The sequence below is a fragment of the Mesorhizobium sp. P2_A12 genome (assembly GCF_056405075.1).
This window is the reverse complement of the sequence record NZ_JBFUCU010000018.1, coordinates 65,575-84,428: the sequence shown is the minus strand read 5'-3', so window position 1 is coordinate 84,428 and position 18,854 is coordinate 65,575. Positions and strand designations below refer to the sequence as shown.

Here is an 18,854-nt window from a genome sequence, read left to right as displayed (position 1 = left end):
GCTAACGCTTAAAACAAGATCGCCATCTCTTCGGCGCGTGAGTGGACAACAAACTGTAACGTTATTTTACAGGTGTAACTTACGACTGTAATATTCTCAATCTATTCGCAACTGCAACATATCTAGTTAGCAGTTGCAACAAATACTAAAATGCATGCGCCATCTATTTAATTATTCGTCTTTCTCTACTATTTGAAGCCAACGGCCCATGGGCGGGCCTGGCGCTGGAGAAAGACCATGCCGAACGATAGGGACAGGAGCGGGCCGCCCCGGCCAATGTCCAGCCATGCCGACGGCGTCACCGGCGATCTTGTCAAGCTGATGCCCCGCGATCTGGTCTTTGTCATGCGCTTCATGGGCGAGAGCCAGCACCGCCTGCAGAGCCATTTCCAGGACTTCATCCGGGCCGAGCTGGCCGCCGGCGGCGTCACCACGGAGACGCATCCGATGATCCATCTGTTCATCGAAAACCATGCGATCCTGCTGCGCGACTTCGTGTTTTCCGGCGTTTCGCTGACACGCCAGTTCCGCGTCGACGAGATCGAGCGCCTGACCGGCGACACGACATCGATGATCCGCGTCGACATCTGGGATCAGCTCAAGAGCCACATCGAGACGGCGGAAAAGCAGTTCCATTCGCAGGCCGGCACGTTACCCAAATTACTGTCGGCGTTCGAAAAACCGCAGGGATTTTCGGGGAGCGAAAAATGACCGGCGGATCCAGTATTGCCAGGCGTGACGTGCTGCTTGCTCGCCGGCTTAATCTCGTCGCCAGCGTCTCCGCCCTCACCGCCGAAGCGCTGCGGCTCAATCAGAAACGCGCCGGCATCGAAATGGACGTCCTGCGCCTGGAGCTCGAAATCGGCAGAAGCGGCGCCGATGCACAACTGGTGCAGGATTTGCATGAAGCAGAGCGAAGTGCCGCGGCGATCGTGCAGGCATGCATGGCTTGCGAGGATCGCATCGTCGCGGCGGAAGGCGACATCGAGGACGTTGATCGCAGGCTTGCCGCAACGCGAACGAGGACTGACGGGAGAGATAGCATGAACCAGCAGACGATGCAGAACTTGACCTTGTTCGATCTTTTGGCCCGCAGCTGGCAGCGACCGTCGGCGATCGCCGATCTGCGCTTCAGCGCCGACGGTTCGGCTGTCGCCTTCACCTCCGTCGACGGAACCGTCGCCATTGCCGCGCTTGCGGATCACGAGCCGCCGGAGTCGCGGATCAGGGTGAGCAATGATCTCGGCCAGACGACGATCCGCCCCCGGGAAAAGCCACCGGTACCATTGATCGCCACGGCGGCATTCGGAGATGGCGACGTCCCGCTCTGCGCCCATGCGCATTCCGGCTTTCTGGTCGGCGGGGCCAGCGGCGAAGCGTTGCGTCTGACCGCCGGCGGTGAAGTCGGGGAACCCCTGGTCAGGATCGACGGGCCGATCGTAGCCATCGACTACAGCGCCCAGGCGACGCTGACAGCAGCCAGCAACGGAAAAGATGTCTTCCTGGCGAGTGGCCAGGGCGATGCGGTGAAGCTGAGACATGCCACGACATCGTCTATGGACGCCCTTGCGTTCTCACCTGGTGGGAAACGCCTCGCCTGCGGCCTTGATGAGGGGCTGTCGATCTGGTCGGTCGAAGGCGACGCTGCCTTGATACGAGACATTCCTCTTTCATCGCGCCCGGTGTCGATCCGCTGGAGCGGCGACGGAAGTTGGTTGGCCTGCGGGCTGGAGACAGGCGGCTTTGCGCTGATCAGCCTGGCCGATGGCCGAGCCGATATCGTCGCGGGATTTCCATCGCCGGTGCGGACGGTGTGCTGGAGCCCGCCGGCAAATGCTCTGTTTGCCTCGGGCGCGTTCCGGATCGCCGGCTGGTCGATGACCGCCCCGCCATTTGGCGGCGAAGCCTCGGGCGCACTGGAGACGGGTCGCGCTGGGCTGGTTCTGGTCGAAACGATGGCGGCGCACCCCGAGAAGAAGCTGATTGCCGCGGGTTACGCCAACGGCCGTATCATGGTCGCCCAGATCGGGTCACGCGACGAGCTTCTCGTCAGGCCCCTGGGCAGCGCGGTCACCGCTCTCGCCTGGTCCGGCGACGGACGGCACCTGGCGATGGGATCTGTCGACGGCACCGCCGCGATCGTCACCTTTCCCGCACAGATGTTCAAATAGCAGACGTGGCGAAACAGGAGGATGAGATGCAGACCGAACTTACGGCCGAAGACGAGAGCAAGGACGAATTTTTCGAACGGCTGGCCAAACTGTCGGAAGAGATGGTGGCCAGGCATGGCAAGGATTTCAGCATGGGCGCGCTGGTGCTCGCCGCGCGCTGGATCGCCGAAAACCGGGTCGGCAAGCTGAAGACCAACTAGGCTGGCGGGACTGTCCGTTCCTCAACCGACGAGGCGATCCCGTGGAGCGGAGTTGCCACCGTTGCTACGCCATGGTTACACCGTGCCAGACGGTGAGACCATTCATGCTGCCTCCACCGCTGTCTGATGCCAGGCGGTTCGCTCAAACGCTGTCAACGTACGTCGAGCATGGACCTTCGTGGCGCAAACTACGGCAAGTGCGATGAAGAAGAGGATGCCAGGATCGGCGCTGCCACCCGACAGGGAGATGGCAATTATGCCGGCGAGGGAAGCATTCCTGACGCTCGTCACGACTGCTTCGGTTTCTGGGTCCACCCATTCCCGCATCCGTCCCAATCCGCCGACCAGGACGCCGAGCAGGATCGCCATCATCAGTGATCCGAACAAGCCTAGTTGGGAAAGGACTGCGATCGGCCAGCTTGATGCCCTGGAACTGCCGAAACCGACGCCAAGGCCGCTTGTGTCCAGGAAGGACTGCAGGCTCTTGACGTTCCAATAGGTGCGCTCATGGCCTGAGGCAGAATCCGCTTTGTTGATGATGGTGCTGTTGATCAGCCTGACGAAAGGCTCCAAGGCTCCGGCATGGTAGAGGCTGATGCCCATGATGGCGACCACGCCTATCGCCATCAGAGCGGTTACCAGTATGTCCTCGCGCTCAACCCGCCCCCTGAGGACTGAAACCAACATCGAGAAGGCGACCGGAAGGCACAGGAGAGTCAGACCGACGTAAGCGGTCGATGAAGTCGACAGAATGGTCAGGAAGAGCAGGATGCCCGCCAGCCACTGGGCAAGGCGTGACTTGGTCTTTCGCCAGTAGGTGTAGCAGAATGCCAGGCAGGCGAGGGAAACGCTGGCGAACGAAGAGGCCTCCGCAAATGGCCCGGTAATCCGCACGAATCCTTGCTCGACCGCTTCCGTTATGAGTGCGTAATTGGCGGTTCTGATCGGGGCCAGCAAGTCTCCCGCTCCTACATTCTTGCCGATAAAATCGACCAGCCCCAAGCCCGTGTGCAGACCGCACCACAAGAAGAAGCCGCGGCGGACCTGGTCGATCCTTTGGGAGTGGAGCAGCAGCACACAAAGCGCGATGGCGGTGAGCCCGCCAAGAATGAAGTAGCCCGTCTGTGAAGTGTTGGCCGAAACCGGGGCCAAGGACGCTTCTACGACAGCGCCTCGGGTTTTCGACTGCACGAAGACGGCGGTCTGTCCCGCGAAGAATCTTGGAAACAGCCAAGCCCCGATGATTGCGTAAGCCATGAGGCTTGTGAGAACCCAGACCGGGCGGATGCTCCCGAACACACTTCCAAGATCGAACCAGATGCGACGCCTGACTGTCACGGCCATGACGAGCAGGGCCGCAAACATGGTGTAGATCAGTGGGGACGACCCTCCTAGAAAGGTAAGCGTCACGATGGCGGTCGCACCGAACGCCTGGGACGCGATCAGCCCGATGATCAGCATTCCCCTGGAATAGCGGGCAACGGCCAAAATCGCCGCGCACACCAGCAGCCCCACCAAAGAGACCTGCATTGTTGATCGAGCCTCCCGCTTGGTTTGGCCCCGGACTGTGCGGACGCAGGACGCCGTCCGACCACCCATCTTTCGGCAGATGGATATCGCGGGCAAGAGAGCCAAAGGACGTAGCCTGCCCCCCGCATCTGCTGGACGTGCAGGTACCCCTCCCTGCGGTGGGTACCGAAGTGTGATCATCCGCCCGGCGTACGCTCAAAGGTTGAATAAGCTGAATGTCCCGGTCACGGGTGCTGCGATGTAAAATGCACGGCGGCAGATCGGAGGATATGAAAGGAGTGCCTTTCGTTTTCGAGCGAGGGGTGACCAGCGGTCGGTGGGCTTCTTTGTTTCGCGACGGCAGTCCGGCCTACGCCTCCTGCAAACGGCTAACCCTCGGTCCGCGAACGCCTACTAAAGAACGCCTCGACCAAAGAAAATAGTAATCTTACAGTACGGTTGCAGGCTTGTTTTTGCTTTCAGTTGCAAAATCCTGTGTTAATGATGAAATTGTGGGAGCGCTGGGCAAAGGGCGGGTTGTTTGAGTTCCAGCACCAGGAGGAGAAGCGGTATGACCACTCAGGTTGTACAGAGCGTATTCGGCCCCAAGCAGGTCACGAAACTCAAGGAAGTTTACGAGCGGGCGCGGGTAGTGGAGGCAAATTATCCCGAGTCTCACATTGCCAGCAAAGCCGCCAAAAGGCTTATAGAGGCCTTCGAAACCGTGATCCACGTTGACGGTACGGTTCTGGATGTGAAGTGGCTCAGCGAGGCCAATCCCCAGGGAAACGCCTGAGACCAGGCCTCATCTTGGGGTCCGTGAAGCCTTGCGGTGAAGGACTTCATTTCTCCCGACGTCAGCCCTGCCCGCAGGCGGATCCTGCTTTGCCGCTCCAAAATCAACTTCTTGGGACCTGGCTGACGGCGGGTTCGCCGCGCGGAGCTGCGCCCTGGGAATGGCCGGGCCGTCCCATTCAAGGTCTCGCAGCGCTCCGGGACCCACTGTGTACGTTTCATACACAGACTTAAAAATTTTACCGAAAATTAACCTAGGTTAGAGACTGCTTATGGATAGCCCATAGACTGCCCAAGCTGCTGTACATGTCGGCAGCCAAGAACTGCTCAAGGCTCCAGGTTGGGGTAACGGCCTGAAGCTTTAAAATGGGTTGGGTATCAAACTTTCAATTCAAGAGATGAGGGGCTTTGTTGGGCGCCGCTAAGCGGCTTTCGTTGGGGAAAGGGTGGGTATAAGTATGGGTTCAACAGTAGGACTGCACAACTACACTTCGACAAATCAATCGGGAGTTCCGTCTAGCGGAATAGAAAATGTCCACGAGCAGGCAGGCAAGCAATACCTTCTCATGCTGGACGGAAGGGCACTGGACCGCGAGTGTCTTGCATCGGCCCTCGAGGATCACGAACTCGGCATGGCGGTCGTCGCCATGGGGTCGATCGAAGAATGGCGCATGAAGAAGGGGGCAGCCCCGCCACTTGCAGCTATCCTCTTCAACCTTGGCGGCCGGAAGGTCACCGATCATGGCATCGCCGACGAGATCAGGCACATTTCGTCCGAGTTCAAGTCGGTCCCCGTGGTCATCCTTGCTGACACCGAAGACCTTGGACAGATACTGACGGCTCTCGAATGCGGCGCACGCGGCTACATTCCGACCTCGGTCGGGATCGACGTCTGTGTCGAGGCGATCAACCTTGCGGCAGCGGGAGGCATCTTCGTCCCGGCGAGCAGTGTCCTTTCCATGCGGCACCTCATAGGTTCAGGTAGCCGCGACACGCAGCCTTTGACGGGCATGTTCACGCTCAGGCAGGCAGAGGTCGCCCAGGCGCTTCGGCGCGGCAAGGCGAACAAGATCATCGCCTACGAGCTGAACCTGCGCGAAAGCACCGTGAAGGTCCACATCCGAAACATCATGAAGAAATTGAAGGCCAGCAACCGCACGGAAGTGGCCTACAAGGTCAATGATCTCTTCGCAGAGGGAGCTCTGGCCGAAGAGTGATCGCAAACAATAAGACGACCCGCCTTGGGTGAACCCTTGGCGGGTCGTATTTGTTCCGCACTACAGATTCAATCAATGACGGTCGATGGAGCCGGCCGAGATATACGGTCGCGCTTCGACGCGGATCGTTGCCCCTAACTCCCGACAGTGTGCCGCAGGTGGACATTTGCGGAGTGCTCCGAAACGCCTGGATCCGTAGCGATGATCTCGTTCTGTGGCACCCTGAAAAGCTGTTCCATTTGCTCGGTACAGTCGGTGCCCGCCTGTGTATCCACCATAAGTGCTAACCGCTGACCTTATGGAGAACGCGAAATCCTGAGCCGAGCATGTAGACTTGCTGCCGGAATGGAGTGGTCGGCATGTCTGAGCAAAGCCTTCGTTTTCGCAAATCCGTGCGCCTGCAGGAACGCGGTCGTGAGCTGATCCCGGGCGGTAGCCACACCTACGCAAAAGGCGAAGACCAGTATCCCGTCCTCGCGCCGGGCTTCATCGAGCGTGGCTTGGGATGCCATGTCTGGGACGTCGACGGGAACGAGTACATCGAATACGGCATGGGCAACCGTTCCGTCGGGCTGGGACACGCCTACCCGACCGTGGTCAGAGCCGTGGAGACGGCCCTCCAAGGTGGGTCCAATTTCACGCGGCCGGCCAGGATCGAGGTCGACTGCGCCGAGACGTTCCTGGAGCTCATCGGCGCGCAGATGGTGAAGTTCTGCAAGGACGGATCGGATGCGACTTCGGGAGCCGTTCGCCTTGCCCGCGCCTACACGGGTCGCGATCTCGTTGCCTGCTGCGCCGACCATCCCTTCTTTTCGACAGACGATTGGTTCATCGGGACAACGCCGATGAATGCCGGAATTCCGGAGGCGGTCCGAAAGCTCACCGTCACTTTCCGGTACAACGACATCGCCAGCGTAAAGGATTTGTTCGACAGGCACCCCGGCAAGCTGGCCGCCCTGATCCTCGAGCCTTCCCGCGGCGACGATCCGGTGGACGGATTCCTGCATGAAGTCCAGCGTCTCTGCAGGGAAAAGGGCGCACTGCTCATCCTCGACGAGATGATCACCGGGTTCAGATGGCATGCGGCCGGGGCGCAGAAGCTCTATGGCATAGAGCCGGACTTGTCGACATTCGGCAAGGCGCTTGGCAATGGGTTTTCGGTCTCTGCCCTGGCCGGCAAACGCGAATACATGCGGCTCGGCGGCCTCGAGCATACGGACCGCCCAAGGGTGTTTCTGCTGTCGACCACGCATGGCGCCGAGACCCATGCGCTTGCGGCCGCGATCGCGACCATGCGGACTTACCAGAACGAGTCCGTCATCGAACACCTGCACCGTCAGGGAACGAAACTGAGGGCGGGGATCGCAGAGGCTGCCAGACGGCATGGGGTGGATGGGCACTTCAAGGTTGTCGGCCGTCCCTGCTGCCTGGCATATGCCACGCTCGACCCCAACGGCAAGCCGTCACAGACATACCGCTCGCTGTTCCTGCAGGAGACGATCAGGCGTGGAGTGCTCATGCCGTCTCTCGTTGTCAGCTACACCCATGACGACGCGGCCGTCATGAAGACGATAGAGGCCGTCGACGGTGCCCTGGCGGTCTATGCGCAGGCCCTGGAATCGGGACCGAGCCGTTTCTTGGTAGGCCGCCCCACGCAGGTTGTCTTCCGCCGTTTTAACAGTGGTGACGGCCGAGCTGAAATGACGACTCCAGAGAACCCTCCAGCCGCGAATAATGCGACCATGGGGCAATCTGAAGCCCGACTCGCGGCAACATCCTGACGCCACGAAGGCGTTGCTTTCTCGTTCTCTTGGAGCAAGGACGGACCTTATGCGGCCATCCCGCATTGTTTCCGCATGAGGGGATGGGACAGGATCTCACTTCCATTGCGGAAGCAGCAAGGTGCGGGCTGTCAAGGCCCTTCCGGCGAGTGAGGTACAGGACACGGGCCGAAGCCATCGCTGGCTTGCACAGGCGCCTTGCTGCCGCGGAAGCCGCCGATCAATCTACTGCAGGAACAGGCCCGGGGAAGGTGTATATGCCCACCCACTTAACGGCTTCCTCGATCGTATCGAAGTTCTTGTGCAGCCCGCTCAGCAGGCCGAAGCCTGTCTCTAGGAACCACTTGCCTTTCGTGCAGTAGGCTTCCTCGTCGATCTGGGTAAGCACGGCGACCAGTTGGTCGGATTTCCACACTAGAACCCCGGATTCTCCGCCCTCGACCGTTCCGATGCGAGCTTCGCTGAAAGAGAAACCCGGCGCAATGATTGCATTGCCCATTTTGATAAAAATCCCTTCAATTTCAAAATGGAAGGCAGAAAAGGCAGAAAGGAAAGCCATAGGATCGATGGCCCGATTCTGTGGTATTTTTCACTCAGATGCAGCGATTTAAGTAACAGATCGTCCGGTCAGTTCAACCCCCTTTTCACCCGATTCATCGGTCATCCACCATTCTCTCCTTGGCGAAAAAATATGTGAAAAGCCGCTAAAAAATCTTGACCTTTCGAAGCGTGAAAGCCTCGGCGAAATGCTCGGGTGCCCGGCATTCCATCCCGCGCAACCTGGCAAGGCCGGCGAATGTTTCGCGGTCGAACCAGTCCTTGGAGCGCTGCGTCCCGAAGTGCTCGTGAAGGAGTTCGATCTTGCGTTCCAGCACGTTGGCCGTAAGCGGCACGTAGGCATTGGGTTGGCAAAGATCACCGTCCCATTTCGGAATCTCGTATTCGAGCACCAGGTGGTCGCGGAAGACGTTCCAGGTCAGTTGGTTGACCTCCCGGTGGTCCTGATGGGCGTCGAACCTGGCGTGGGTCAACACCACGTCGGGATGAACCCGCGATCTTAGATCCATCAGCCACTGCTTGATGGATCGACTATGGGTCGGAAAGTAGCTGTCTTCGAAATCGGCGACGTGGACCGTGGACGAGTGCGATCCTTGGAGAAAGGCCTCTGCCGAAGCCCTGGCTTCGGCAGACCGCTGGCCGCCGGCGCTCAGTACGCACCAGTCGACATCCAATTCGACCCCCGACGCGATCAGCCCGAGGATCGTGCCTCCCGCACCGATCTCTATGTCGTCGGAATGGGCACCAAGGCAGAGGATCGAGAGTTTCTCCCCGCGACGTGCGAGGCCAAGTCCCCTCATGATGCAGCCATCACCATGCTGCGCCTGATTTTCTCTGCGGTGACCCTCCTATTCCAGGGCATGTCCCCCTTTTCGACCATGTCTTCGAGCGATTGCCAATCACGCAGCGTGTCCATCGAACGCCAGAACCCGTCGTGCTTGTACGCCATCAGCATGTTGTCATCGATCAATCGCTTGAAAGGTTCGATAACGAGTTCCTCGCCGTCACGCATGTAGTCGAAGATTTCGGGACGGAACACGAAGTAGCCGCCATTGATCCAGATCTCGGACGTCTCCGTCGTGCGGAACTCGCGTACGCGACCGTCTTCAGCGATGTCGGCCAAATGGTATGTCAGCGGCGCGCGCACGGCGAGGAAGCAGGCGATCTTGCCGCTGGCCTCGAACTTCGCGATCACATCGTCGAGGTCTACATTGGTCAGGCCATCGGAGTAGTTGGCCAGAAACATCTTCTCGTTCTTGACGTGATCCTTCGCAGCCCAGAGGCGTTCTCCGATGTTGCGCCAGATGCCCGTATCGAGCAGGGTGATGCTCCAGTCCTTGACCGTGTCACCCAGCAGCTTCACGTCCTGGCCTCCGTGCGTAACCACGCAATCGGAAAAGGTCTGTGGCCGGGTGTTCAGGAAAAAATCCTTGATGACATTGGCCTTGTAGCCAAGGCACAGCACGAATTCGTCATGCCCGTAATCGCTGTACCACTGCATGACGTGGCGCAGGATCGGCTGGTGGCCGAGCGGAATCATCGGCTTTGGTATGCTTTCGGAATAGTCGCGGATCCGGGTCCCGCGGCCGCCGCAGAAAAGGACGACTTTCATCTCCGTAACTCCGATAGATCGATCACTGTCACAAAAGGAATTGGCACCACGAATTTCGCGCCCCAGGCGGCGACATGGTGCATCTGCTGAATGATCTCGTCCTTCAGGTTCCACGGAAGGATCAGGATGTAGTCTGGCTTGGCCTGGTCGATCGCGTCGATGGGCTTGATCGGGATGTGCATGCCCGGCGTGAAGCGGCCGTGCTTGTAAGGATTGCGGTCCACCGTGAAGTCGAGGAAGTCGGTGCCGATGGCGCAGTAGTTGAGCAGCGTGTTGCCCTTGCCAGGCGCGCCGTAACCGCAAATCGTCTTGCCCTCGTTTTTAACCGAAACCAGGAACGCCAGGAGATCGCGCTTCGCACGCTGCGCCTTGTAGCCGAAAGACGCGTAGGTCGTCATTTCCGTAAGCCCATGTCTTTTTTCGCGCTCGAGCAGTTCGGCGACACTGTCATCCGTGGCCCAGCTGCTGCCCTCGTTGGCGAGATAAACACGCAACGATCCGCCATGGGTGGGCAGTTCCTCGACGTCGATCAACCGCAGCCCGTGGCGGGCCGCCATCAGGTCGATCGTCAGCAGTGAGAAATATGAAAAATGCTCGTGGTAGATGGTGTCGAACTGGTTCTCCATCATCAGCCGCTCGATGTGCGGGAACTCGAGAGTGACCACGCCCTCCGGTTTGAGCAGGATCTTTATTCCCGCGACGAAGTCGTTGAGGTCGGGCACCTGCGCCAGGACATTGTTGCCGATGATCAGATCGGCGCGGAGTCCTTCGGCCACCATCTGAAGTGCCAGCCGCACCCCGAAGAAGTCGACCCGGGTGGGCACGCCCTTCTCGACCGCAGCGCGCGCAACGTTGGCCGCCGGCTCGATGCCAAGCACGGGAACGCCGAGCGGCAGGAAGTGCTGCAGCAGGTAGCCGTCATTGCTTGCGAGTTCTACCGCGAAGCTGTCGGCGCCAAGCCCAAGTCGCTTCGTGATCGCTTCGCAATAGGCTTTCGAGTGGGCCACCCAACTTGTCGAGAAGGACGAGAAGTAGGCATATTCGTTGAAAATCGTCTCGGGGCTCACATACTCCTTGAGCTGCACCAGGTAGCAGCGCTCACAGACCAGGACATTGAGTGGATAATAGAGTTCCATCTGGTCAAGCTGGTCGGCCTGCAGGAAGCTCTCGCAAGGTGGCGACATGCCCAGGTCGACCAGACTGTGGCGCAGGCGCGATCCGCACAGCCTGCAGCTGACACTGCGGCGTGCCGTGTTCTGGTCGCGAGCAATCTCGACAGCCTGAATATTCATTCCGTACCCCTCTGTCGCCCTGGTTTGAAAAAACGGAGACGCGGTGGCCTGACGATGAACCTGTGCCCGCCGCGCTCCGCAGGGAGTGCATCTTTTCAACGCAGGTTAGGACGGGGCGCCCCGCGAGTTCGATTTGCCAATCCGTTGGGTGCCTTAATCCTTATAGGGAAACGGCGGGGGCAATGACTGCGCAAGGACCTCCGAACGGGGTAATGCGGTCGGCCGGGCATACCGCGATCGGAGAAGCCACCTAAGGCTTAGGTAGCTCTTCCAGCCCAGGCAGGCGGTGCCGACAATCCGACCGCGGTGCTAGCCCCGGCTAACTGGGCCCGGCTACTAGGGATTTAGGCAGATATGCGGTTTACCGAAACGGAGCTGAAGGGTGTCTGGCTGATCGAGCCGACACCGGTGGTCGACGATCGCGGATCCTTCACCCGCATATTCTGTGAAAAGGAGATGGCCGATTGCGGGCTGGCGACGCGCTTTGTCCAGCACAGCCGTGCACATTCGGTCAAAAAGGGAACACTGCGGGGCCTGCATTTCCAGGACGACCCGTACGCCGAGGTGAAGCTCGTCTCCTGTGTCCGCGGCGCGATTTTCGATGTCGTGGTGGATCTGCGCCCGAACTCGCCGACACGCTACAACTGGCTGGGCTTCGAGCTGACGCCCCAAAACATGAAGCAGGTCTACATCCCTGCCGGCTTCGCCCACGGGCTGCAGACCCTTACGGACGATGCCGAGGTCTCGTATCTCATATCGCAATTCTATACGCCTCATGCGTCGACGGGCGTCCGCTACAACGACCCTGCCTTTTCGATAGCCTGGCCTTTGATGCCGACGGCGATGTCCGAAAGGGACAAGGCGTGGCCGTTGCTCAAGCAGAGAACGGCCGCTGGAGCCTTATGAAGCCGCGGCCAGCAGACCGTGATCCGACAGCATTCTCGCGGCGGCGGCCAGTTCCCTGAACGGCAGACCCGAGCGCTCCGCCATCGAGAGAAGCGAATGCTGGCCGTCGGCGAGATTGAGCACCCAAAGCAGGGACATCGAGGTTGCTCCCGAAGACGCCTGTCCGCCCAGGGCGGCGTAGAGGCCGCGCTTGCCGAGTTGTGGTTCGCCCTTGGGACAGAGGTTCAACGGCGTCCAATCCCCTTCGACGATGTCGATCACGTCGGTCAGGATACGGAAGGAATCCTCCAGGTACTCCGGCTTGATGAAGTCGAGATCGTCAGCCGACGTGTGGTATTCGGGGAAGGTGCCGTGGACGCTCCGCTGGAACATGCCGACCGGAAGGTTGAAGCCCGGCGAACAATATTGCCTCTCGTCATAGCCGTAGGGGGAGAAATCCATCAACTTTGCCCCGGCTTCACGCCCCAGCACATGAGCCATGGCACGATCGATGACGGCATCGCCACGCCGGCTGCGCTTGTATGCAGGGCGTCCCGCGTCCCCCACGCATGACAGCACCAGACCGTGGTCGATGAGATGTGTCCGGCCCTCGTTGCGAGACAGCCACGCGATCGACCCGATCGTGCCTGGAGCGAACAGGAAGCGGTAGCTGTATCGTGTCTTTCTTGCCTTCATGCTTTTCGCAAGGGTTGCCAGCAGGGCCAGGCCCGAACAGTTGTCGTTGGCCAATGAGGGATGGCAGATGTGCGCCGAAAGAAGGAATTCCCGCTCGGTCTGCCCGCGGTGCAGGTATTCGCCGTAAGTGAGGCTGCCGTCCTTGAGCTCGGCGTCGATCTCCACCCGGTAGAGACCGTCGGGCATTTTGGCGACGCGGTCGTAGGCTACGCAGAAGCCCCATGTCGGGGCGTAGTAGGAGGTGCGGTAGGGGATTACTCCCGGCTGGTCGGGCAGCGTATGGATATGCGACATCAACTCGTTGAGCGGCAGGATCCCCTTGAAGGGTACGCTGTAGTTGACGACGTGCAGGTTAGAGTCGGCAAAATCCACGACCGTTTGCCCGTCCGGGCCTATGATGCTGGCCGAGCGGACGTTCCATTCCTTTGGAACCGTCCAGTCGAACACCTGCGTGCCGGTGGGCACCTCATGCCGGTCCAGGTCGACGTGCCCCGACAGGATATCCAGCGTCTGCCGCACACCGTCCCCGGTGATGCTCCTGCAAATCGGAAAGAGACGTTCGGCCAAGGCATAGATTTCCTGGCCGAGGTCGATGGAAGACGGCGGCGGGCCGAGTCCCTCGGGGGTTATGTGTTCCATTCCGGTTAGCTTGCCGCTGCCTCCAGCTTTCGCGAAGGTTCGGTGACCCGCATCCGCTCATCCAGAAGCCGGTTGGCCAGAAGATACCGGATGTGGCCGATACGCTGGAAGCGCGGTCCTTCGAATTCCTCGAGAGTGACATTCGACTTGCCGTAGGCCTGGTAAAGCTGCTCGGCGCCCTTGCGCGCATCCCACTGCGGCTTGAATGCAGGAAGGGAGCGCGCGATCTTGCCGAAGTCGACGCGGTAGGACCGCTTGTCGGGTCCAGCATCCGACGCGAATTCAAGCCGGCAGCCCGGCACGACTTTGGCGACAATCTCGGCTATGTCGCGGATCCTGTAATTGTGGTCCGTCCGTCCCACATTGAAGGCCTCGTTATGGACGACCTCGCGCGGCGCTTCCAGTCCGGCGATGAACGCCCTGGAAATGTCCTCGATGTGGACGATCGGCCGCCACGGTGTCCCGTCCGACTTCAGGAGGATCACGCCTTTGGTGACGGCCCAGGCGACCAGATTGTTCAGCACGATGTCGAAGCGGAGCCGGGGTGACACGCCGTAGGCGGTGGCCGGCCGGAAATAGGTCGGAGAGAAGCTGCTGTCGGCCAATTCCGAGATATCCCGTTCCGAAAGCACCTTGGACCAGCCGTAGGGCGTGACCGGGTTCAGCTCGCCCGTTTCATCGACCATCCCCTCACCCGCCTGGCCGTAATTGCTGCACGACGAGGCGAAGAGGAAGCGCGACACGCCGGCCTCCTTGGCCGCCTTCGCGAAACGAACGCTGCCCTTGTGGTTGATCTCATAGGTGATATCCGGATCGAGGTCGGACAGCGGGTCGTTGGAAAGAGCCGCCAGGTGGATGACGGCATCGACCCCTTCGAGGTCGCGCGCTTGCACGTCCCTGACGTCCTTTTGGATGGAGGGAACGGAAGCCTGCTCTCCGCCCGAAGCAAAGGTGCAGCGCCGGTAGAGATCGCTGTCGTAACCCGTCACCGAATGCCCCGCGCGGAGCAGCATAGGCACCATCACCGAGCCGATATAGCCTTGATGGCCCGTTACCATGACTTTCATCGCACACCTTTCCCCAACGGATATGATCGCGCAGAGGCTACTTGGGCTGAAAACAGTGAGGGAGAACGCCAATAGGCGATCAGGATGGCCCGTTGGACGAAGCCTCGCCGCCCGCTACCCCTTTCGGATGGTGCGCGGCTAATCCTTTCGGCGAGCGTTCCGTCAGAGGTCCATCGGTGACCGCGCGCAGCTCGTGCACGGCGTCGGCCTTGCGCCATAGGACACTAAGGCGTGAGTTCCAGAATCCAGTCCGGGTAGCCGCGGCTGTTGAGCTCTGGCGGCTTGAAAGCTGTGCGCTCCGCCTTGAAAGGGGAACCTTCGACATCCGTCATTTCCCCGCTGGTGGGATCGCGCCAGCGGGCGTGGACGATAGTCTCCGAAAGCTGCGCGAGGTCGACGGTGACGGCCTCGTTGCTGGGCATGTAGACGACGGCGTAGGAGCCGTCCTTGGCCATCGCGGCGACCGCCCTCCCCATGTCCTTGCCCATGCCTTCGACAAGAAATCTGTTCTTGCTGTCGGGTTCGAGCAGCCACCATTTTATCGACGAGATGAAGGCGATGAGCACCTCCATGCTCTTTGCGCCGGGACTGTCGAGGGCCTCCTTCCACTCCATGGTCTGCCGATGGAGGCCGGGCCCCTCGAAATGCCAGATCGGGTTGTTGCCATAGAGATGCCCGAATGCGCCCGAGAGGATCGCCTGGTAAGCCTGGACGCGGATCCGGTACTCGTCGGCATCGTATTCGAATTCGTAGGCAGTTTCGATCAGGAAGAAAGGCATACCCCTGCCGAGATCGTACTCTCTGATCGCTGCCGTATAGACCGGGCCGTACGTGAAGACGTTGTTCACCTTCAGCCAGGTTTCTTGACCCCAAAAATCGAGCGGCGCTGTATCGGAATGGCCGTGGAAAGTGCTGAGAGCATCGGGGTCCTCGTCCATGATGCCTTTGGCGAGAGCCCTGACCAGATCTTTGTCCGCAGGATTGTAGTCGCCGCCGTTGACCCACATGATGTTATCGAAGCGTCGGTAGCGACGTCCTACGAAATGGCCGTAGGTGGCAAGCTCCCCTGCCCCTGCAGCCGCCATTTCCTGATACCAACCGTCACCGCCACCGCCATATCCGAGATATGCCGGAGCGAGCAGCACCAGGAAACCAAGATCGCAAGCCCGCTGCAGGATGCGATCGGCGTGGGCGAAATATGCCTCGTTGGGAACAACGAAATCTTGGTTGTCGGCGAATGGCCTGTCGCCATACGCGTCTGCTGGCGCGTTGCGGGAAAATCGGTGCTCGAGGAGGTTGACCAGAACGGTGTTGAACCCGCGAGCCTTGCGGTCCTCAAGGTAGAGGTAAGCGTCCTCGTCCGTCAGGTCGCCGATCAGCGACCAGGGCGAGTCTCCGTGCATGAAGAACGGATGGCCTTCCCTGTCGACCGGGTAGTTTTTTCCGGATTCGATCCGCAGCGGGAACTTTGTCCCGCCAGAGCGCTCACAGGCCAAGCTTCCGGTCGCCATAGCCGCCAAAAGGGCGCTGGCCATCAGAACAGATGCGAGGCGCACTGCCTTGACGCTCCTCTTGCTCACCCGGGGGGCGGCGCTGCGGACGCTTCGCGGGTGGCGGCGTGTTGGGATTTGAATTCCGATGAACCGATGATGCCGAAGGCCAGATCCTCGCGTGTCATGGTCCCCGCGCGCAGCTGCCGGGAATAGGTTTCTATCCCATAATCGTCAGCGGGACGGTTGAGAAACAGCATGTAAAGGAAACCGATGTAGGCGCGGTCGGTAAGGCCGATCGTAGCATAGCTGGTCTGGAACTCGTCCGAGCGCATCAGTTCCACGGCCATTCCAGCGATCGTCCTGTCCCCGCTTTCAAGAGCAGCCGACCACTGATCCACGCTTTCGGTGTCGCCCTCACGCCCAAGCACGAGGCAGTAGGTGAAGCTCGCCTGCCTCACATATGGGGACTTGTTCGCGGCGGTCGTCTCTGGATCGCACTCGCGATGCGGCTTGGGCAGCGGCTGCGGGCCGCGGATGAAGTCACGCACCGTCTTGTAGGCGGGCTTCGGCTCGCCGACTCTCCATTTGCCTTCGGATGCCGCGGTGAGCCTCACCAGTCCCATATTGGCTTCGAAGCCGGGGGCCCAGTAGGTCTCATCGAACAGTTCGTAGATTTGCGCGGCCTCGACCTTGTACTTCTCGTTGAGCTCGCGAAGCCGCGTCATTGTCTGCTTGATACCATCGGCCTGCTGCCGCTCGCCGCGCTGACTTCCATTGGGACTGTTGAATTCGGTGACCCAGATCGGCTTGCCGTATGCCGAGATTTCGCGGAAAGCCCATTCCGGGTCGTCGCCATACATGTGCCAGACCGAGATGTCCCAGGCGATCCCGTCGTGCTTCATCCGCGCGAAAGCGCCGGTGTGGCCCCATCCGGCGGTGCCAATCGCCTTCCTGATGCCCGGATCGACCTCTGTCATGCCGTCGGACAGACCTTTGAGGACGGCGCTCACCTTAACCCAGCGCGGGCCGTAGTAATCGAGCGCTCCCGTTCCTCCTGCAGGTCCCCATCCACATGGATATTGCGAGCCGTCGTCGCGTTTCTCGCAGGGCTTGATGATGGCGTAGTTCTCCATCTCGTTGCCAAGTTCCCAAACGCGGATATCGCTCTTGAACCTGGTGCCAAGGGCGATCGCCAGTTTCCGGGTCTTCCCGTAGAGCTCGTCCGGAGTATCCTTGTCCAGGTCGATGCCCGCGGGGGTGATCAAAGGCAGGATCTCGATCCCTCTGGCCTTTGCGGCGTCGACAAGGGCGGCAAGCATATCTGCGTTGTCTTCGCTGGTTATGTTGACCCTGTATGATTTCAGGCCGAGATTCTTGACGAAGTCGAGCTGCAACTCAACCGGGATGCCCGGATAGGCGGTTATCGGATGGCCGTTGACGCCCCAGAGGACATCTGCGGAAGCAGGCGCAACGGCCACCAGCAGGCAGGCCGCAGCGGTTGCGAAACGAAAGGACATGGCAACAGCCTCCGCTGCCCGATTTCAAATTCAGCCCGTACTGTCGGACATGTGATCGGGGGAAGCAATTTGCTCATACGGGTGAACAGAGTACTTGCACTACCCCTTTCGGAGACTGCTCCTTAGGCCCGCGTCGTCAATGGACAGCCGCCGGTTGGATTACCTTGGCAGACTGCCAGCCTCCAGCGGCGGCCGCCTCCGCTGAAGGATTGTGGCCTTCCGTAGCAGCTCCAGAATTGGCTTTTCCACAAACAGATGCGTCAGAACACCGACAATAAGGCACAAGCATATGATCATGGGAGCGAAGGAAACCTGCGATACTCCCCCAACGAATGTCGCCTTGATTAGCCAACCATACCCCAGCATGACAAAGATGTGGGTTAGGTAGATGGCATAAGATGCATCCCCAAGCAGGATCATTCCCCGGCCGGCCTTCGATCGCGGTCGCTTAGTCTTTAGGAAGGCCCCCACTATCAAAGTTGCTGGAAGGCCCCATGCGATGACTCGCAATATGGCTGTATCGCCGGGATGGCTAACGAAGACTGGAGAAACAATTATCAAGAAAAACCCGAGCGCGCCGAGTGCCGGCGGATATTCCCATTTACTTCTTGAGATAAACAATAGCGCTATAGCAATACCGAAGCAAAACTCAAGCACGATAGGGCTAGAGATAAATTCAGAAAAACTCGAATCCTGAATCCAACGCCCCAACACAATTCCGCAGATCATAAGTAAAACTGTCGAGATGGACGTTTGGATAAGTTTCCCGAAAATTAGACATATTGCGAAGGCAGCATAAAAATACATCTCATACGAAAGTGTCCATGCAACAAATATTAATTTGTCTCCTGGAAGCAAAAATATAGAATTAAATATTGAAAACTCGCCTATGTTTTTGTGCTTCAAAAACCCAACCAACGATATCGCCAGTATCCCAGCGCTGCAGATCCAATACAGCGGGAATATTCTTCTCGCCCGTTTGATCATGAAACGCCCAGGTGTATCCGCAGCCCGACCGGGCGGAAAGCTCACATACACCATGATGAAACCGCTAATCACGAAGAAAAGATCTACGCCTGCCGCACCGAAGGTCGCCATCCAAACCGGGCTGAACCGCCCAGCTTCCGATCCATCGGACATGTCGAGGGTGTGGCGAATGACGACGCCCGAGGCTGCGATCGCACGCAGTATCTGCAGTCCATAGAGTTCGCGATCCTGCTGGTCCATCCCATCCGGTCCTGTGAGAAAGAGGGGGCAAAGAGGGGTCACTGACCCTACGTCTAACCGGCCTTAATACAAGGCATCCCTCCGACGTGGCCCTCCTACGTCCGACGAATGATCCCTGCTTGCTCGTTCGGCAAATATTCCGCCAACCGACCGCCCCGACGACTTCAGCCGCCGGCGGGCCGGCCCAGGGGCAGA

17 protein-coding genes are annotated in these 18,854 nt (G+C 59.6%); 7 read left to right on the top strand and 10 right to left on the bottom strand.

All coding sequences use genetic code 11. The features are described 5' to 3' along the window. The first annotated feature begins 237 nt into the window (after positions 1-237). Genes AC1DZU_RS28620 through AC1DZU_RS28610 form a run of 3 tightly spaced genes read left to right on the top strand, consistent with a single transcriptional unit; the run spans position 238 to position 2,371 of the window. A complete protein-coding gene (locus tag AC1DZU_RS28620; protein ID WP_477289942.1) occupies positions 238-711 on the top strand; it encodes a hypothetical protein in 474 nt (157 codons plus the stop codon). Continuing rightward, entirely contained in the window at positions 708-2,171 is a 1,464-nt protein-coding gene (locus AC1DZU_RS28615) for a WD40 repeat domain-containing protein (protein ID WP_477289941.1), read from the top strand. The genes AC1DZU_RS28620 and AC1DZU_RS28615 overlap by 4 nt, the downstream gene beginning before the upstream one ends. 26 nt (positions 2,172-2,197) lie before the next feature. Further along, positions 2,198-2,371: a hypothetical protein gene (locus tag AC1DZU_RS28610; RefSeq protein WP_167458684.1), complete on the top strand. Its 174-nt coding sequence runs from the start codon at positions 2,198-2,200 to the stop codon at positions 2,369-2,371. Positions 2,372-2,473: 102 nt separating this feature from the next. Here AC1DZU_RS28610 and AC1DZU_RS28605 read toward each other — a convergent pair whose 3' ends face one another. After that, the gene (locus tag AC1DZU_RS28605; RefSeq protein WP_477289940.1) at positions 2,474-3,901 is read right to left on the bottom strand and encodes a hypothetical protein; all 1,428 of its coding nucleotides are present in this window, start codon (positions 3,899-3,901) and stop codon (positions 2,474-2,476) included. Between the two features lie 550 nt (positions 3,902-4,451). Between AC1DZU_RS28605 and AC1DZU_RS28600 the strand changes: the two genes are divergently transcribed. The 3 genes from AC1DZU_RS28600 to AC1DZU_RS28590 all read left to right on the top strand — a co-directional run bounded on the left by AC1DZU_RS28600 (position 4,452) and on the right by AC1DZU_RS28590 (position 7,673). Further along, positions 4,452-4,676 carry a hypothetical protein gene (locus AC1DZU_RS28600; RefSeq protein WP_095080680.1) on the top strand — a complete coding sequence of 75 codons (225 nt, stop codon included), beginning with the start codon at positions 4,452-4,454 and terminating at the stop codon, positions 4,674-4,676. Between the two features lie 457 nt (positions 4,677-5,133). Beyond that, on the top strand, positions 5,134-5,892 hold the full coding sequence (locus AC1DZU_RS28595) for a LuxR C-terminal-related transcriptional regulator (RefSeq protein WP_477289939.1): 759 nt from the start codon (positions 5,134-5,136) through the stop codon (positions 5,890-5,892). A gap of 359 nt (positions 5,893-6,251) precedes the next feature. After that, positions 6,252-7,673 (top strand): glutamate-1-semialdehyde 2,1-aminomutase, encoded by a 1,422-nt coding sequence (locus AC1DZU_RS28590; RefSeq protein WP_477289938.1) that lies wholly within the window; start codon positions 6,252-6,254, stop codon positions 7,671-7,673. A gap of 220 nt (positions 7,674-7,893) precedes the next feature. Here the strand turns inward: AC1DZU_RS28590 and AC1DZU_RS28585 are convergent, their stop codons facing one another. From AC1DZU_RS28585 to AC1DZU_RS28570, 4 genes are all read right to left on the bottom strand, one after another. Then, complete coding sequence (locus AC1DZU_RS28585; RefSeq protein WP_477289937.1) at positions 7,894-8,232, bottom strand: hypothetical protein; 339 nt, start codon at positions 8,230-8,232, stop codon at positions 7,894-7,896. A 145-nt stretch (positions 8,233-8,377) separates the two neighbouring features. Then, entirely contained in the window at positions 8,378-9,031 is a 654-nt protein-coding gene (locus AC1DZU_RS28580; RefSeq protein ID WP_477289936.1) for a PIG-L deacetylase family protein, read from the bottom strand. After that, entirely contained in the window at positions 9,028-9,843 is an 816-nt protein-coding gene (locus AC1DZU_RS28575; protein WP_095080663.1) for a sugar phosphate nucleotidyltransferase, read from the bottom strand. The genes AC1DZU_RS28580 and AC1DZU_RS28575 overlap by 4 nt, the downstream gene beginning before the upstream one ends. Further along, positions 9,840-11,135: a methyltransferase domain-containing protein gene (locus AC1DZU_RS28570; RefSeq protein ID WP_477289935.1), complete on the bottom strand. Its 1,296-nt coding sequence runs from the start codon at positions 11,133-11,135 to the stop codon at positions 9,840-9,842. The genes AC1DZU_RS28575 and AC1DZU_RS28570 overlap by 4 nt, the downstream gene beginning before the upstream one ends. Positions 11,136-11,489: 354 nt before the next feature. Between AC1DZU_RS28570 and rfbC the strand changes: the two genes are divergently transcribed. Then, entirely contained in the window at positions 11,490-12,041 is a 552-nt protein-coding gene (gene rfbC / locus AC1DZU_RS28565; RefSeq protein WP_477289934.1) for a dTDP-4-dehydrorhamnose 3,5-epimerase, read from the top strand. Here the strand turns inward: rfbC and AC1DZU_RS28560 are convergent. The 5 genes from AC1DZU_RS28560 to AC1DZU_RS28540 all read right to left on the bottom strand — a co-directional run bounded on the left by AC1DZU_RS28560 (position 12,036) and on the right by AC1DZU_RS28540 (position 18,659). After that, the gene (locus AC1DZU_RS28560; RefSeq protein ID WP_477289933.1) at positions 12,036-13,355 is read right to left on the bottom strand and encodes a DUF4910 domain-containing protein; all 1,320 of its coding nucleotides are present in this window, start codon (positions 13,353-13,355) and stop codon (positions 12,036-12,038) included. The genes rfbC and AC1DZU_RS28560 overlap by 6 nt on opposite strands. 5 nt (positions 13,356-13,360) lie before the next feature. Next, entirely contained in the window at positions 13,361-14,422 is a 1,062-nt protein-coding gene (locus AC1DZU_RS28555) for an NAD-dependent epimerase/dehydratase family protein (protein ID WP_184871709.1), read from the bottom strand. A 224-nt stretch (positions 14,423-14,646) separates the two neighbouring features. Next, the gene (locus tag AC1DZU_RS28550; RefSeq protein WP_477289932.1) at positions 14,647-15,978 is read right to left on the bottom strand and encodes a glycoside hydrolase family 140 protein; all 1,332 of its coding nucleotides are present in this window, start codon (positions 15,976-15,978) and stop codon (positions 14,647-14,649) included. Positions 15,979-15,998: 20 nt separating this feature from the next. Beyond that, the gene (locus AC1DZU_RS28545) at positions 15,999-17,432 is read right to left on the bottom strand and encodes a DUF4214 domain-containing protein (protein ID WP_477289931.1); all 1,434 of its coding nucleotides are present in this window, start codon (positions 17,430-17,432) and stop codon (positions 15,999-16,001) included. Positions 17,433-17,591: 159 nt separating this feature from the next. Then, the gene (locus AC1DZU_RS28540; RefSeq protein WP_477289930.1) at positions 17,592-18,659 is read right to left on the bottom strand and encodes an acyltransferase family protein; all 1,068 of its coding nucleotides are present in this window, start codon (positions 18,657-18,659) and stop codon (positions 17,592-17,594) included. Positions 18,660-18,854: the final 195 nt, after the last annotated feature.

Coding starts and splice junctions, on each gene's coding strand:
- AC1DZU_RS28620 (WP_477289942.1), top strand. CDS start 238: ATGCCGAACGATAGGGACAGGAGCGGGCCGCCCCGGCCAATGTCCAGC.
- AC1DZU_RS28615 (WP_477289941.1), top strand. CDS start 708: ATGACCGGCGGATCCAGTATTGCCAGGCGTGACGTGCTGCTTGCTCGC.
- AC1DZU_RS28610 (WP_167458684.1), top strand. CDS start 2,198: ATGCAGACCGAACTTACGGCCGAAGACGAGAGCAAGGACGAATTTTTC.
- AC1DZU_RS28605 (WP_477289940.1), bottom strand. CDS start 3,901: ATGCAGGTCTCTTTGGTGGGGCTGCTGGTGTGCGCGGCGATTTTGGCC.
- AC1DZU_RS28600 (WP_095080680.1), top strand. CDS start 4,452: ATGACCACTCAGGTTGTACAGAGCGTATTCGGCCCCAAGCAGGTCACG.
- AC1DZU_RS28595 (WP_477289939.1), top strand. CDS start 5,134: ATGGGTTCAACAGTAGGACTGCACAACTACACTTCGACAAATCAATCG.
- AC1DZU_RS28590 (WP_477289938.1), top strand. CDS start 6,252: ATGTCTGAGCAAAGCCTTCGTTTTCGCAAATCCGTGCGCCTGCAGGAA.
- AC1DZU_RS28585 (WP_477289937.1), bottom strand. CDS start 8,232: ATGGCTTTCCTTTCTGCCTTTTCTGCCTTCCATTTTGAAATTGAAGGG.
- AC1DZU_RS28580 (WP_477289936.1), bottom strand. CDS start 9,031: ATGAGGGGACTTGGCCTCGCACGTCGCGGGGAGAAACTCTCGATCCTC.
- AC1DZU_RS28575 (WP_095080663.1), bottom strand. CDS start 9,843: ATGAAAGTCGTCCTTTTCTGCGGCGGCCGCGGGACCCGGATCCGCGAC.
- AC1DZU_RS28570 (WP_477289935.1), bottom strand. CDS start 11,135: ATGAATATTCAGGCTGTCGAGATTGCTCGCGACCAGAACACGGCACGC.
- rfbC (WP_477289934.1), top strand. CDS start 11,490: ATGCGGTTTACCGAAACGGAGCTGAAGGGTGTCTGGCTGATCGAGCCG.
- AC1DZU_RS28560 (WP_477289933.1), bottom strand. CDS start 13,355: ATGGAACACATAACCCCCGAGGGACTCGGCCCGCCGCCGTCTTCCATC.
- AC1DZU_RS28555 (WP_184871709.1), bottom strand. CDS start 14,422: ATGAAAGTCATGGTAACGGGCCATCAAGGCTATATCGGCTCGGTGATG.
- AC1DZU_RS28545 (WP_477289931.1), bottom strand. CDS start 17,432: ATGTCCTTTCGTTTCGCAACCGCTGCGGCCTGCCTGCTGGTGGCCGTT.
- AC1DZU_RS28540 (WP_477289930.1), bottom strand. CDS start 18,659: ATGGACCAGCAGGATCGCGAACTCTATGGACTGCAGATACTGCGTGCG.